Source organism: Amycolatopsis sp. NBRC 101858, from assembly GCF_030269325.1.
Classification (GTDB): domain Bacteria; phylum Actinomycetota; class Actinomycetes; order Mycobacteriales; family Pseudonocardiaceae; genus Amycolatopsis; species Amycolatopsis ponsaeliensis.
The window spans coordinates 597,968-612,417 of the sequence record NZ_BSTD01000003.1; the positions used below are offsets into that span (position 1 = coordinate 597,968).

The window sequence follows — 14,450 nt, forward strand, 5'->3', positions numbered from 1 at the left end:
CGACCGTCACTCAGGAGTTCGTGAACCGCCGTGCAGAACAAAGACGCTCAGGACGAGTCGGACAAGCCGTACGACAAGTCGATCCGCAAAAGGCTGACCAGGACCGTTCTCATTCCCAGCGTGACCCTGCTGGTGCTGTGGATCGCGGTCTCCTCCTACTTCCTCTTCAACGGCGTTTACGTCCGGCTGGTCGCGGCCTCCGTGCGCGAGGTGTCCATCCCCGCCGCCACCGCGCTGGCCGAGTTCCAGAAGGAACGCCAGACCGCGCTGCAGTACCTCGACGACCCGGCGCTCGGCCCGGGGCGCCTGCAGCAACAGCAGAAGGCGACCGACGAAAAGCTCGGCGCCCTCCAGGACGCGTTCGCCGCGACGATCTCCAACGCGCCGGACGAGATCGCGGCCAAGGTCAACGCCCTGAAGTCCCAGTTCGACCAGCTGCCCGTGCTGCGCTCGCAGATCAGCTTCCGCAGCATCGACCGCGGCCAGGTCAACAACTACTACAACGGCGTGATGGACACGGCGTCCAACCTCTTCGACACCCAGGCCCGCGTCGTGCCCGACGCCGACGCCGCGACCGGTGGCATCACGGCGACCTCGGTCTTCCGCGCCGGGGACGCCATGTCGCGTGAGACGTCGCTCGTCTCGACGGCCTTCTCGGCCGGCACCTTCGCGCCGGAGGACTTCGCCCAGTTCGCGCAGCTGTCCGGGACCTACCGGACGCAGCTGGCGCAGATCGAGCCGTTCCTCGACCCGAGCGTCCGCACCAAGTACCAGGCGCTGGCCAAGAGCACCGCCTGGCAGCAGCTGGCCACCGCCGAGGTGGGGATCGTCAAGCACGGCCCGTGGTCGCCCAGCGAGCAGAACTCCGTGCCCGTGTCCGAAACGGACTGGCTGAACGCGACGAACCAGGTCGCCCAGGGGCTCAACGACCTCGCCATCACCCAGGCGGACAAGGTTTCCGCAGCCGCGATCGACTCCGGTGACGCCCAGCTGCGCAACGTGATCATCGGCAGCATCCTGGCGCTGCTCGCGTCGCTGGCGGCGATCATCGTCGCGGTGCGGGTGTCCCGCTCGCTCGTCGACCGCGCCCTGATGACCCGCCTCGCCCGGCTGCGCAACGACTCGCTCGACCTCGCCCGCAACCGCCTGCCGGACATCGTGGCGCGGCTGAAGAACGGCGAAGCCGTCGACCTGAAGGAAGAGCTCCCGCAGCTCGACCACGGCCGCGACGAGATCGGCCAGGTGGCCGAGGCCTTCAACACCGCCCAGCTGACCGCCGTCAACGCGGCGGCGAGCGAGGCGAAGGCCCGCAGCGGTGTGCACAACGTGTTCCTCGGCATCGCGCACCGCAACCAGGTCCTGGTCCACCAGCAGCTGCAGATCCTCGACGAGATGGAAGCCCGCGAGGACAACTCGACGCAGCTGGCCTCGCTGTTCCAGCTCGACCACCTCGCCGCCCGGGCGCGGCGCACCACCGAGAACCTGATCATCCTCGGCGGCAAGCAGCCGGGCCGCCGCTGGCGCAAGCCGGTGGCGCTGATGGAGGTCCTGCGCGCGGCCGTCTCGGAAACCGAGCAGTACGCGCGGGTCCAGGTCGAGCAGGTGCCCGACGTCGCGATCCTCGGCGCCGCGGTGGCCGACACGATCCACCTCGTCGCCGAGCTGGTCGACAACGCGACGTCGTTCTCGCCGCCCGGGTCCCCGGTCGAGGTCACCAGCCGCGCGGTCGCGCGCGGGATCGTCGTCGACGTGTCGGACCAGGGGCTCGGCATGAAGGACGGCGTCCGCGAGTGGGCCAACGCGATGATGGCCGAGGCGCCCGAATTCGACGCGATGGCGCTGCGGGCCGACTCCAGCCTCGGCCTGTTCGTGGTCGCGCGCCTGGCGGCGAAGCTCGGCATGACCGTCACCTTCGACCCGTCCCGCTACGGCGGCCTCCGGGCCACCGTGCTGATCCCGACCCAGCACCTGGCCGGCCAGCAGGAGAGCCTCCCCGCCGAGCCCGGTGCCTCCCCGGCGGAGACCACCGCGGTCCTCGCCCCGGTGGGCGCACCCGCGCCGCAGGCAGAAAGCTCACTCGGTTCCATGGACACGCCCAGCTCGTTCACCGGCCAGATCCCGATGAAGCGAGACGCCAAGCCGAGGCCGTACCCGGCACGCGCGCTCACCCCGCCCGACCCGCTGCCCGCCGTGCCGGCCGCTCCGCCGGCGGCCGTGGATCCGGCGCCGGCGGCCCCCACCGGCGGCCCCGCCGGGCAGAGTCCGGCGGTCGACGACCGGCCGCGGCTGCCCCGGCGCGAGCCCCAGCAGAACCTCGTCGCCCAGCTCGAAACCGAACCCGACGAAAGCGACGACGTCGTCGCGCCCGGAGAGGGGACCGCGCGCACGCTCGCGGCGTTCCACAAGGGCACGCGCCGGGGACGGGGCGGACGCGACGATGCGTAGTCCGCGACAGCACACCAGAAAGTCCACAGAGGAAAGTCAAGGTCTCTGACGCATGAACGAGTACGGGAACCCCAAACCCGATCTCAACTGGCTGCTCGACGACGTGGTGAACCGCGTGGTCGGCGCGCAGAACGCCATCGTGCTGTCCGCCGACGGGCTGCTGATCGGCAAGTCGGCCGGCATGAGCAAGGACGACTCCGACCAGCTGTCGGCCATCGCCTCCAGCCTGCAGAGCCTGGCCAAGGGGGTGAGCAAGCAGTTCAACCGCGGCCCGGTCCTGCAGAACATGATCGAGATGGAACGCGGCTACCTGTTCGTCTCGGCCGCCGGCGCGGGCGCCTGCCTGGCTGTGCTGGCCGCGGACAACGTGGACGTCGAGATGATCGCCTACGAGATGAGCCGCCTGGTCAAACGGGTCGGCGACTACATGGTGTCGGCGCCGCGCGAGGCGGCGCAGATCCTGCGGGAGGCCACGTGAGCGACGAAGGCTGGTACGACGAGGCCGCCGGGCCGCTGGTCCGGCCCTACACGATCACCAGCGGTCGCACGCCGGGCGACTCGGCGCGGCTCGACCTGTCGACGCAGGTCATGACGCTGCGCTCGGAGCAGGAGCCGACGGGGCTGGGCCCGGAGCACCAGGCGATCGTGAAGCTGTGCCGCCACCCGGTCTCGGTCGCTGAGATCGCCGTCTACGTGAAGATCCCGCTGGGGGTCGTGCGCGTGCTCGTCGGCGACCTGATCGAGCGCGGGCTCGTGATCACGCGCTCCCCCACCCACAACCCGGCGCAGTCGCCGGACCTCGAAACTCTCCAGGCGGTTCTCGATGGCCTCATCAAGTACTGACGGCACCGGGGCCGACCTGGTCCCCACGCCGGTCAAGATCATCGTCGCGGGCGGCTTCGGCGCCGGCAAGACCACCATGGTCGGTTCGGTCAGCGAGATCCCGCCGCTGACCACCGAGGAGGTGCTCACGGAAGCGAGCGCCGGGGTCGACGACCTGTCCGGGGTGGAGCGCAAGACCACCACGACGGTCGCGCTCGACTTCGGCCGGATCACGATCTCGCCGCGGCACGTGCTGTACCTGTTCGGGACGCCGGGGCAGGCGCGCTTCTGGTTCATGTGGGACGACCTCGCGCGCGGGGCGATCGGGACGATCGTGCTCGTCGACACCCGGCGCCTCGAGACCAGCTTCGCGGCGATCGACTTCTTCGAGCGCCGGAAGATCCCGTTCGTCGTCGCGGTGAACTGCTTCGACAACGCGCCGCGCTACACCGCCGACGAGATCCGCGAGGCGCTCGTGGTCCCGGACCGTGTGCCGATCGTCATGTGTGACGCGCGCGACAGGGACTCGAGCAAGCTCGCGCTGATCCGGCTGGTCAAGCACGCGATGACCGTGGTGCCGGTGCGGGTCTGAGACCTGCGCTTTGTCCGCTCCCTGTCCGGTCCGGACAGCGCCGGTGTCCGATGTGTCCGAGCGTGTCCACCTCGGACACCGGCAAACCCACATGGACCAATTGGTTGGACCACCTGGGTGCAGCTTTTTAGTTGAGCAAGCATCAAACTGATAGCATCCGCACGTGACGATTCACGTGCCGAAGTTTCCTGAATATATAAGGGAAAACTACCCGGCTCAGGGTCGTCTCTTCGGTGACTTTCTGTGCGGGCTCTGGGCTACCGCGTGTGAAGCGCTCGAGATCCCGGTGGCGCAGTCGGTCCGGACGACCCGGATGCTGCGCACGCTGCTGCCGCCGTGGGCGCACGAGCGGATCGGGTCCGCGCCGGCCCAGCCGTCCTATGTGGCGGACGACGGGTTCCCGGCCGAGATGTCGGTGAACTGGTCCGGGCGGCACCCGGAGCTGCGCGTGCTGTTCGACAGCCTCGGCCACGACGTGGGCCTGCCCGCGGAAAGCGGTTCCCGCAGGCTGCAAGGGGTGCAGGAGGTCTTCACGCCGCGCGCCGGCCGCCCGTCGCCCGCTCCCCTGTGGCACTCCATCGCGTGGCGGCCGCCGTCGACGGTCGTCCACAAGACCTACTTCGGGCTCTACCCGTGGCCGCACGCCCAGCGCGAGGCGGCCGTGGCCGAAGCCATGGCCCGGCTCGGCATGGCGGCGGCGTGGGACGAGACCCGGCGCCGGGTCGAAACCGTCGAAGGTGCCCGGGAAATCGAATTCTTCGCGGTGGACGTGGCCGACGAGGCCGAGGCCCGGGTCAAGGTCTACTACCGCAACCACGGCGCCGGCCTGGCCGAGGTGGACCGCGTCGCCTCGGTGGCGCTGCGCCACGACGCCGACGACGCCCGCGCCGCCTACCGGATCCTGGCCGGTGACCGCGAAGACGCCGGCGAGGCGGCCTTGAGCTGCCTCGCGTTCCGGTCCGGAGCGGACCGGGCGGCCGAGTCCACGACCTACCTGCGCCTGCCCGATCTCGCTTCCGGTGACGAAGAAGCCGTGGAGCGCACCGCCGCGTTGCTGCACCGCGAAGGCGTCGACCCGGGCCGGTTCCGCCTCCTCACCGCGGCGCTGGCGCCGGAACCGCTGTCCACGACGAACATCCTCGAGCTGGTGAGCTATCGCACAGCGGGCCGGCGCGGCGACGTCACCACGTACTTCCGGTTCCCCGTGTACGACCGCTCCCTCACTCCTGTTGATCTTGATTGACGTCGCCGGAAAGATGATCTCCCGTCGCACCACGGTAAGGAGCCGATCGTGACCAAGCAGGACGTCGAGCGCGTAGCCCGCCACAACGAGCAGCGGCAACGGGAGTACGGAACGTCGGACCTGATCCGGCTGCTGACCGACGCGGGCACCACCGACGAGACGAAGAAGGCCGTGCTCACCTACCTGCAGCCGTGGTCGAACGCCTTCCAGCGGATGATCAGCGCCCGCGTCACCTTCGAGAGCGATCCGGAGCTGCGGGCGCTGGCCCTGGAGCACCAGGAGGAGGAGATCGGGCACGACAAGATCCTGGCCCGCAGCCGCGCGGACGACCGGCAGCTGGTCTGGGACCCGGTGATCGAAGCGGGCGCGTCGTGGTTCGTCGACCAGTTCGCGACCCTGCCCGGGGTGCAGCGCGCGGTCCTGGCGCACCTGGCCCTCGAGGCCGGCAGCCTGGTGTTCAGCCAGGCGGGGACGCGGGCGTTCCCCGACGACGAATACTTCGACCTGCACGACGAAGCCGACGTCGAGCACCTCGAGATGGGCTACGAACTGTTGCGCCGCCGCGAAGACTGGACGGTCGAGGACGTCGTCGAGGTGCTCGACCGGGCGTGGCAGGTGATCGGCGTCGTCTCCGACCGCATCGCCGAGCGCGCCCTCCGCGCTACGGTGGCGGCATGACCTCGACCGACCCGGCTTCGGCCGCTCGTGAAGTCGCCGCCGAAGCGGCCCGCGCGTACCAGGAAGCCTTGGGAGAGCGCCTGATCGGCGCGTACCTGCTGGGCAGCCTGTCCTACGGCGGGTACGCGCCGGCGGCGAGCGACATCGACCTGGCTCTCGTGCTGAAGGAGACCGACGGCTCGTCGATCCCGGAGACGACGGCCGCACTGCAGGAGCGGAGTCCGTTGCACCGCAAGCTGTCGGTGTTCTGGGCGTCGCTGCCGGCGTTGCGCGAAGGCCGCGACGACGGCCGCTTCCCGGCGCTGGACCGCCTGCAGCTGGCCGACCACGGCCGGGTCCTGCTCGGCTCGGACGTCCTCGCGGAGATCGCCCGCCCGGCGGCTTCGGAGCTGCTGCTGGAGAGCGCCCGGTTCGCGATCGCGGTCCTGGCGACCCCCGAGGTGACCGCGGAGTTCCGCGAACCGCGCCGGCTGCTGGTGGACACCGTGTGGTTCACGAAGGCGGTGCTGTTCCCGGTCCGCTTCCTGTACTCGGGAACGCTCGCTTCCGGCCGCGCGGCGAACAACGACGAAGCGATCGAGTGGTACCTGTCCCGGCCGGACGCCCCCGCGGGGTCGCTGGTCCGGCTGGCCTTGCGGGTCCGGGAAGGGCACCCGCTGGACGCGGACGAGCTGCGGCCCGAGCTGGCGGCGGGGCTGGTTCCGCTGTACCGGTACTACATCGCCGACCAGCTGCGGCAGCTGAAGGAGATCGACGCACCCGCCGACCTGGTGGCGGCGTTCGCCGACTGGGACGAACGCCTCGGCTAGCGCCGGGAGACCTGCGCCGTCGCCCAGGCGGCCACCTGGCTGCGTGAATCGAACTCCAGCTTGCGGAGGATCCGGTTCACATGGCCCTCGGCCGTCCGGCGGGAGATGACCAGCTTGTCCGCGATCTCCTGGTTGGACCGGCCGTCCGCGATCAGCAGCGCCACCTCCTGCTCCCGGTCCGTCAGTGGCGTCGACCGCGACGGGCCGGGCGCCGGGGACGGCGTCGCGTCCCCCAGCGCGTAGGCGATCGCTTCCTCCAACCCGAACTCGCGGCCGCGGCGGACGGCCGCGTCGAACGGGCCCTCCCCCAGCCCCCGGCGGGCCTGCGCCTCGCACTCTCCGTGCGGGGCACCGAAGTACCGCGACCCGAACATCGGGAACCCGACCGCCTGCCAGATCGGCTGGGCGGACCCGAGCATCGTCGCCGCCGGTTCCCAGTGGCCGCGGGCCGATTCGGTCCAGGCCAGCGCCTCGATCGCCAGCACGATGCCCAGCAGGTCGTGGAACTTCCGCTTGACGCGCAGGCAGTGCCGCCCGTATTCGGCCGCCCGGGCGAAGTCGCCGCGGCCCAGCGCGACCAGGGCCTGGACGAAGACCGCGTACGCCTGCGCCCACTGCTCGCCGTGGGCGACGCCGGTCGCGCACGCCTCCTCGCACAGCTCGCCCGCGCGGTCGAGGTCGCCCAGGAAGATCAACGCGACCGCGAGCTCGATGCCGGCCAGCATCACGTTGCTGTTGAGCTCGCCGAGCTTCCGGTAGCGGACCTGCGCTTCCTCGAAGAGCGCCTTCGCGTCGCCGACGTCGTCGCCGACCAGCAGGTTGCAGCCGAGCCGGTGCGTCGCGTAGGCCATGGCCACGTCGTCGCCGGTCTGCCGGGCGTAGGTGCGGCATTCCTCCAGCATCGCGACCGCACCGGCGTTGTCGCCCTGCAACGTCGCGACGTACCCGTTGACCCACAACGCCTTCGCGCGTTCCTCGCCCGGTGCGGGGGAAAGCGCGAGCGCGCGGTCGAGCCAGTGGCGGCCTTCGCCGAACACCCCGCAGCCCGCCCAGTAGAACCAGAGCGTCGAGGCGAGCCGGAGGCCGGTTTCGAGCTCGCCGGGCGTAGTCAGGCAGTAGTCCAGCGCGGCCCGCAGGTTCGCGTGCTCCAGGCGGGTCCGGCGGAAGGTCTCCGCCTGCGCCGGGCCGAACCACTCCCGTTCGCTGCGCACCGCCAGGTCGAGGTAGTGGTCCCGCATGGCCCGCAGGACCGCGGCCGCTTCCCCGGACTCGCCCAGCTTGTCCCGGCCGAACTGCCGCAACGGCTCCAGCAACCGGAACCGCCCGGCTTCGCGGATCAGCACCGACTTCTCCACCAGCCCGGCGAGGCCGGCCCGGACGTCCTCGCCCGCGCAGACGCGCTCGGCCGCCGGCAGGTCGAAGCCGCCGGCGAACACCGACGCCCGGGCCCACAGGCGCCGCTCGGCCGGTGTGCACAGCCGGAAGCTCCAGTCGACGGCGGCCAGCAGCGTCTGGTGCCGGGGCTCGCCGCCCCGCTTCACCGTCCCGGGCAGCCGGAAGCAGTCGCCCAGCCCGGATTCCAGCTCCGCCAGCGTCAGCACCCGCAGCCGCACGGCCGCCAGCTCGATCGCCAGCGGGATGCCGGCCAGCAGCCGGCACACCTGCGCCACGCGCTCCTGGTTCTCCGCGGTGACGGCGAACCCCGGGTCGACGGCGGCCGCGCGTTCGGCGAACAGCGTCAGCGCCGGGTAGCGCAGCCAGGCCCCGCCGGGCAGCGGGCGGCCGGGTTCCGGCAGGGGCAGCGGGGACACCGGCCAGAGGTGCTCGGCGGCCAGCGCGAGCCGCTCCCGGCTGGTCGCGAGCAGCCGCAGGCCGGGGGCGGCCCGCAGCAGGTCGTGCGCGAGCGCGGCGCAGGATTCGAGGACGTGCTCGCAGTTGTCCAGGACCACCAACAGCCGCCGGTCCCGCAGGTGCTCGGCGAGCACGTGCGCCGGCGCCCGGCCGGTTTCGTCGTGGACGCCCAGCGCTTCGAGCACGGTGTGCGCGACGAGCGCCGGGTCCTGCAGCCCGGCGAGCTCGACCAGCCAGACGCCGTCGGGGAACGCCCGGGACAGCCCGGCGGCGGTCTGCACGGCCAGCCGCGTCTTGCCGACCCCGCCCACGCCGGTCAGGGTGACCAGCCGGGCCCGGGTCAGCAGGTCCTTGACCTCGGCCACCTCGGACCTGCGTCCGACGAAGCTCGTGGTCTCCGCGGGCAGGTTGCCCCTTCCGCACGTCACGCCGGTCTTCCCCACCCGTGCACCGTAAGGACGGCCGCGCGGGCCGGTCAATGCGAGCCCCTCGGAGGAAGCAACCGCCTCAGGCGTCGGGAAGGCCGTACAGCGTGGGCGTGTCGCCGCCGTGCATCGCGGACAGGCTGGTGCGGCAGGCCTGGCGGACCTCGCGGTTGGCCGCGGAGCCGGCCTGGCCGCAGCGTGGGCAGTACAGGTGCACCGCCCCGGGCGGCGTCTCGTCGACGACGACGTCGACCGGGCACTCGCAGCGGCGGCACCACCGGTGCCCGGTGACGACGAGGACGTGCAGCGGGTTGCCCACGCACTGGTGCGCCCAGCAGCGGTGCACGTAGCAGGTGCTGCGGGTGTGCGGGTTGAGGCCGTGCTCTTCGGCGGTGTCCTCGGCGGCCAGGATGGCGGCCAGCCGCCGGTCGTCGAGGTCGGCGTAGCGCTCGCGCGAGCCCGAGGTGGCCGGTCGCGGCTCCGGGGCGTCCGCGGGGGAGTCGACGACCCGGAGGAGGGGACGCGACCGGCCGTGCACCATGGGGTTTCCGACCTCCTGCGGTCATCGGGGGCCGGACCAGCTTGCGCCGGGGTGCGCGTCACCACACCCGTACAAGTACCTGACTCCATACCTGTCCGCCCTCACGTGCCGCGCCCGCGGAACTACTGTCCGGCGTCGCTCAGTGCAGGGTCAGCGGGGTCTCCGCCTCGACGCGAGTCAGCTTCTCCGGGTTTCGCACGTAGTACAGGCCGGTGATGCGGCCGTCCTCGACGCGGACCGCCATGACGCCGTCCAGTTCGCCGTCCAGGCGCAGGACCAGCCCCGGGTTGCCGTTCACGATCGTGGGCGCGCTGGTCAGCTTCGCTTCCGTCCGGCCGATTCCGCCGGTCATGAACCGGACCACCTTGTCCGCGCTCACGACCGGGCGCAGGGCCGCCTGCTTCACGCCGCCGCCGTCGCTGACCAGGACGACGTCCGGGGCGAGGACGTCGAGCAGGCCCTGCAGGTCCCGGGTCTCCATCGCCCGCTGGAACGATTCCAGGACGGCCCGGGTCTCGCGGGCGGAAACCGTCTCGCGCGGCCGGCGGGCGTCGACGTGCTTGCGCGCGCGGTGCGCGATCTGCCGCACCGCCGCGGCGGTCTTGCCGACCGCGGCGGCGATCTCGTCGTAGCCGAAGTCGAAGACCTCGCGCAGCACGAAGACGGCGCGCTCGGTCGGGGACAGCGTCTCGAGGACCAGCATGAGCGCCATCGACACGCTCTCGGCCAGCTCGACGTTCTCGGCGACGTCGGGCGCGGTGAGCAGCGGCTCGGGCAGCCAGGGCCCGACGTAGGCCTCGCGGCGGCGCTTCACCGTGCGCAGCCGGTTGAGCGCCAGCCGCGTCGTGATGCGGACCAGGTAGGCGCGCTGGTCACGCACCTGCCCGAGGTCGATGTCGGCCCACCGCAGCCACGTCTCCTGCAGGACGTCCTCCGCGTCGGCCGCCGAGCCGAGCATCTCGTAGGCGACGGTGAAGAGCAGGTTGCGGTGGGCGACGAAGGCTTCGGTGGCACTCACGCGCGCCCCCAGGCGATGAAAACCGCGATGGCGAGGTAGGTCAGGTTCAGCGCGACGAACTTCGCCTCGCCGTGGCGCAGGTGGGTGATCATGGCGCCGATCATGAGCAGGATCCAGCAGCCGGCCGTGACCGGCACCAGGACGGGCGCGATGCCCAGGGCGGCGGGCAGGATCAGGCCGGCCGCGGCCAGCAGTTCGAGGACGCCGAGCGTCTTGACGAAGCCGTCGCTGCGCTCGCCGGTCCATTCCCCGCCGGGGGTGGCGGCGAGCTTCGCCCGGGGCACGAACGTCTTGCTCACGCCCCCGGTCAGGGCAACGACGGCGAGCAGGCCCGCGGCGATCCAGAGTGCGATGTTCATGAGGTCTCCCTTGGTCGGCCTCAAGACACCGGGTACCCGGCCGCTGTGACAGGGCATGACGCGGGTCACACCGCGGTTCGCGCCGGCAGTGGCTCCAGCAGCCGGCGCGGCGTGTTGATCGCGGCCGAGACCGGGTCGGGGCCGCCGGGCTGGGGCTCGTAACCCGGCCCGGGCTCGATGCGGATCTCCGGGACCGGGACCAGCGCCCCGCACTCGGTGCAGCGGCCGTCCGGGTCGAGGCGGCCGCCGTCCGCGTCGTGGCGGGTCGTGCGCTTCTCCCCGGCCGGGGAGTAGTACTCGTCGCCCCAGCCCATCAGTGCGCGCACGATCGGCCACAGCGCGATGCCCTTCTCCGTCAGCCGATACTCGACGGCACCGCCGCTCTCCAACCGGACCAGGACGTCCTCTTGCACCAGGGACTTCAGCCGGCTGGTCAGGACCGCGCGCGGGATCCCGAGCTGGGCGGCGAAGTCGCCGAAGCGCCGGACGCCGAAGAACGCGTCGCGGACGATCATCAGCGTCCACCGCTCGCCGACCACCTCCAGGGAGCGCGCCAGCGAGCAGTTGGTATCCGCGTAGGTGCTGGGGAGAGCCATGCCGACCAGCGTACACCGGGTAGTTCGTTCATTGAACCAGATCGTGCTACGGTGACGTAGTTCAATGAATGAACTCCCGATCTGGAGGGTCCCGTGTACCAGTTCCTCGTCTCCTTCACGGTCCGGCCGGACCGGCGTGACGACTTCGTCAGCCTGGCCGCGAAGACCGCACGCGACTCCCTCGCGAACGAACCCGGCTCCCGCCGGTTCGAGGTCATCGCCGACGATGCGAACCCGGATGTCTTCTACCTCAACGAGGTCTACGCCGACCTCGCCGCATTCGAAGCGCACGCCGGCGGCCCGTACTTCGGGGCCTTCTTCACCGAAGCCGGTACCTACGCCGAAGGCCCGACGTGGCTGATGCGCGGCACCCTCGTCGGCGAGGCGGCCTGAGATGGCGCTCTTCCTCGTCACCGGCGCGGCCGGGAAGACCGGCGGCGCGACCACCGAGCTCCTGCTGGCCCGCGGCCACCACGTCCGGGCCATGGTGCGCCGGGAAGACGAACGCTCGCACGCGCTCGCCGCGGCCGGCGCCGAAGTCGTCCAGGCGGACTTCCTCGACCTCGACGGCGTCACGACCGCGCTGCGCGGGGTCAGCGGCGCCTACTTCTGCTACCCGATCCGCGAAGGCCTGCTGGAAGCGACCGCCACCTTCGCCCAGGCGGCAACGGAAAACGGCGTCCGCTCGATCGTGGACATGTCGCAGATCTCCGCCCGCCGCGAGGCGCGCAGCAACGCGGCCCGGCAGCACTGGCTCGCCGAGCGCGTGCTGGAGCGCACCGGCCTGCTCACCACCCACCTGCGGCCGACGTTCTTCGCGGAGTGGCTGACGACGTGGTGGGAACTGCGTGCCGGCGAGGGCCTCCTGCGGCTCCCCTTCGGCGACGGACGGCACGCGCCGATCGCCTCGGCCGACCAGGCGCACGTGATCGCCGCGGTGCTGGCCGACCCCGAGCCGCACGACGGCGCGGCCTACACCCTGCACGGCCCGGTCGAGCTGAACCACCACGAGATCGCCGGGATCATGGCCGCCACACTCGGCATCCCGGTGCGCTACGACCCGATCGGCGTCGAGGAGTTCACCACCGCCATGACCGCGCGCGGGCTGCCCGCGCACCTCGTCCAGCACCTCGGCAACGTCGCGGTCGATTACCAGAACGGCGTGTTCGCCGGCACCAACGACGTCGTCGAGCGGATCGGCGGCCGGACACCGCAGTCGGTCGAGCAGTTCGTGCTGGCGCAGAAGGACACCTTCACCACCAACGGCCCGTACTTCGTTCCCTGAGGAGAAACCCATGTCGTCCGTACTCATCACCGGCGCGTCCAAGGGCATCGGCCGCGCCATCGCGCTCGAACTGTCCCGCCGCGGCCACCGGGTGATCGCCACCGCGCGGAACCCGGAAGTGCTCGCCGACCTCCCCGTCGACCGGCGGCTGCGCCTCGACGTCACCGACCAGGACAGCGTCGAGGCCGCGATCCGGGACGCCGGCGAGGTGGACGTCCTGATCAGCAACGCCGGCGAAACCGTGCGCGCACCACTGGAAAGCGTTCCGCTCGAGGAGGTCGAACGGCTCTTCCGGCTCAACACGGTGGGCGCGCTGCGGGTCACCCAGGCGGTGCTCCCGGCGATGCGCGAGCGCGGCTCGGGGCACCTCGTGTTCGTCTCGAGCATCCAGGGCCGGCTGGTGCTGCCGATCATCGGCCCGTACGCGGCCAGCAAGTGGGCGTTGGAGGCGCTCGCCGAGACGCTCGCCATCGAGGTGGGCCACTTCGGCGTCGACGTGAGCATCGTCCAGCCCGGCGCGGTTTCTTCGGGCGGCGGCGAACGCGCTCGCGTGTTCTTCGGGGAGAACGACCCGTACACCCCGCTGTACGAACAGCTTTCCGCGCTTCGCGGCGAAGTGGTGACACCCGAGGAAGTGGCTGTCACAGTGGCTGCGACGATCGAGCAGTCCTCGCCTCCGCTGCGGGTGCCGGTCGGGGCACCGGCCGAGAAAGCCTTGCGGGCACGCAAGGAAGCACCGGAGGACGCGCCGTTCCTGTTCGCGAAGATCGACTGGTAGCCGGACGTACTTGAACGAGCAACTAAACGGGAGTACTACTGGCTTCAGGAAGATCCATTCGTCCTTCAGGGGAGAATTCATGCAGTTGGGGTTCAGCCTTCCGGTCTTCGGCAAGGCAGCGGCCACGCCGGGCGGGATCGCGCGGTACGCACGCGAAGCCGAAAAGGCCGGGGCGGCCAGTCTCTGGGTCGGTGACCGGCTGCTGTCGCCGGTCGCTCCCGTCGTCTCCTACCCCGGTTACGACACCATGCCCGAGGAGTTCCACACCGCGCAGGACCCGTTCACCGCGCTGGCCGTCGCCGCCGCCGTGACCGAGACCGCGATCCTCGGCTCCAGCACCATCAACGCCACCCAGTACCAGCCCGCGAACTTCGCGCGGCTGCTCACCAGCATCGACGTCGCCAGCAACGGGCGGCTGCTGCCCGGCCTGGGCATCGGCTGGTCGCCCGACGAGTACACCGCCGTCGGGATTCCGATGAACGAGCGCGGCAAGCGGCTGGACGACCTGCTCGACCTGCTCGAAACCTGGTGGACCAAGGACGTCGTGGCGCACGAGGGCGTCGGCTACGCCATCGCCGAGTCGCACGTCGACCTCAAGCCGGTGCGCAAGCCGCCGGTGCACCTGGCCGGGTTCGGCGAGAAGTCGCTGCGCCGCGTCGCCGAGCGGGCCGACGGCTGGCTGCCCGTCTGGTCGGTTCCCGAGCAGTTCCCCGCGGACGTGCTCACCTCCACCCTGGCCAAGATCCGGGCCGACGCCGAACAGGCCGGGCGGGACCCGAAGGCCATCGGCGCCGCCCTGCGCGTGAACGCCGCGCCGGACGCCGCACCGGAGCTCATCGCCGAGTCGGTGACGAAGATCGTCGCGGCCCTCGAACCGGACCACACGTTCGTCGACATCACCTACCTGACGAGCAGCGTGGACGAGCACCTCGACCTCACCGGCAAGCTGCTGGACCTGGTCGCCAAGGGCTGATCCACCACGCAGCGCACTGTCCGGGCGGACCCGGC

The 14,450-nt window shown here is 71.3% G+C and carries 16 protein-coding genes; 11 read left to right on the plus strand and 5 right to left on the minus strand.

What is annotated here, in order from left to right:
* The first annotated feature begins 30 nt into the window (after positions 1 to 30).
* The 7 genes from QSK39_RS26315 to QSK39_RS26345 all read left to right on the plus strand — a co-directional run bounded on the left by QSK39_RS26315 (position 31) and on the right by QSK39_RS26345 (position 6,589).
* Positions 31 to 2,445: a sensor histidine kinase gene (locus QSK39_RS26315; protein WP_285480492.1), complete on the plus strand. Its 2,415-nt coding sequence runs from the start codon at positions 31 to 33 to the stop codon at positions 2,443 to 2,445.
* A gap of 52 nt (positions 2,446 to 2,497) precedes the next feature.
* A complete protein-coding gene (locus QSK39_RS26320; RefSeq protein WP_257919794.1) occupies positions 2,498 to 2,923 on the plus strand; it encodes a roadblock/LC7 domain-containing protein in 426 nt (141 codons plus the stop codon).
* Positions 2,920 to 3,288, plus strand: a complete 369-nt coding sequence (locus QSK39_RS26325) for a DUF742 domain-containing protein (protein ID WP_285480493.1) — start codon at positions 2,920 to 2,922, stop codon at positions 3,286 to 3,288. The genes QSK39_RS26320 and QSK39_RS26325 overlap by 4 nt, the downstream gene beginning before the upstream one ends.
* Entirely contained in the window at positions 3,269 to 3,859 is a 591-nt protein-coding gene (locus QSK39_RS26330) for a GTP-binding protein (RefSeq protein WP_284748705.1), read from the plus strand. The genes QSK39_RS26325 and QSK39_RS26330 overlap by 20 nt, the downstream gene beginning before the upstream one ends.
* A 286-nt stretch (positions 3,860 to 4,145) precedes the next feature.
* Positions 4,146 to 5,102, plus strand: coding sequence for a hypothetical protein (locus QSK39_RS26335; protein ID WP_285480494.1), 957 nt, complete (start codon positions 4,146 to 4,148; stop codon positions 5,100 to 5,102).
* A 48-nt stretch (positions 5,103 to 5,150) separates the two neighbouring features.
* Complete coding sequence (locus tag QSK39_RS26340; RefSeq protein ID WP_285480495.1) at positions 5,151 to 5,780, plus strand: hypothetical protein; 630 nt, start codon at positions 5,151 to 5,153, stop codon at positions 5,778 to 5,780.
* On the plus strand, positions 5,777 to 6,589 hold the full coding sequence (locus tag QSK39_RS26345; protein WP_285480496.1) for a hypothetical protein: 813 nt from the start codon (positions 5,777 to 5,779) through the stop codon (positions 6,587 to 6,589). The genes QSK39_RS26340 and QSK39_RS26345 overlap by 4 nt, the downstream gene beginning before the upstream one ends.
* Here the strand turns inward: QSK39_RS26345 and QSK39_RS26350 are convergent.
* The 5 genes from QSK39_RS26350 to QSK39_RS26370 form a co-directional block, all read right to left on the minus strand.
* Positions 6,586 to 8,883: an ATP-binding protein gene (locus QSK39_RS26350; protein ID WP_285480497.1), complete on the minus strand. Its 2,298-nt coding sequence runs from the start codon at positions 8,881 to 8,883 to the stop codon at positions 6,586 to 6,588. The genes QSK39_RS26345 and QSK39_RS26350 overlap by 4 nt on opposite strands.
* Positions 8,884 to 8,947: 64 nt before the next feature.
* Complete coding sequence (locus QSK39_RS26355; protein ID WP_285480498.1) at positions 8,948 to 9,406, minus strand: hypothetical protein; 459 nt, start codon at positions 9,404 to 9,406, stop codon at positions 8,948 to 8,950.
* 139 nt (positions 9,407 to 9,545) lie between these two features.
* Positions 9,546 to 10,424 (minus strand): RNA polymerase sigma-70 factor, encoded by an 879-nt coding sequence (locus tag QSK39_RS26360; RefSeq protein WP_285480499.1) that lies wholly within the window; start codon positions 10,422 to 10,424, stop codon positions 9,546 to 9,548.
* The gene (locus tag QSK39_RS26365; RefSeq protein ID WP_285480500.1) at positions 10,421 to 10,783 is read right to left on the minus strand and encodes a DoxX family protein; all 363 of its coding nucleotides are present in this window, start codon (positions 10,781 to 10,783) and stop codon (positions 10,421 to 10,423) included. The genes QSK39_RS26360 and QSK39_RS26365 overlap by 4 nt, the downstream gene beginning before the upstream one ends.
* 65 nt (positions 10,784 to 10,848) lie before the next feature.
* Positions 10,849 to 11,379 (minus strand): winged helix-turn-helix transcriptional regulator, encoded by a 531-nt coding sequence (locus QSK39_RS26370; protein WP_285480501.1) that lies wholly within the window; start codon positions 11,377 to 11,379, stop codon positions 10,849 to 10,851.
* Between the two features lie 93 nt (positions 11,380 to 11,472).
* Here QSK39_RS26370 and QSK39_RS26375 point away from each other — a divergent pair, with 93 nt between their 5' ends.
* The 4 genes from QSK39_RS26375 (at position 11,473) to QSK39_RS26390 (ending at position 14,415) form a co-directional block, all read left to right on the plus strand.
* On the plus strand, positions 11,473 to 11,772 hold the full coding sequence (locus tag QSK39_RS26375) for a putative quinol monooxygenase (RefSeq protein ID WP_285480502.1): 300 nt from the start codon (positions 11,473 to 11,475) through the stop codon (positions 11,770 to 11,772).
* Position 11,773: 1 nt separating this feature from the next.
* Entirely contained in the window at positions 11,774 to 12,664 is an 891-nt protein-coding gene (locus tag QSK39_RS26380; protein WP_285480503.1) for an NmrA family NAD(P)-binding protein, read from the plus strand.
* Positions 12,665 to 12,674: 10 nt separating this feature from the next.
* Positions 12,675 to 13,442 carry an SDR family oxidoreductase gene (locus QSK39_RS26385; protein ID WP_285480504.1) on the plus strand — a complete coding sequence of 256 codons (768 nt, stop codon included), beginning with the start codon at positions 12,675 to 12,677 and terminating at the stop codon, positions 13,440 to 13,442.
* A 79-nt stretch (positions 13,443 to 13,521) separates the two neighbouring features.
* Complete coding sequence (locus QSK39_RS26390; protein WP_285480505.1) at positions 13,522 to 14,415, plus strand: TIGR03619 family F420-dependent LLM class oxidoreductase; 894 nt, start codon at positions 13,522 to 13,524, stop codon at positions 14,413 to 14,415.
* Positions 14,416 to 14,450: the final 35 nt, after the last annotated feature.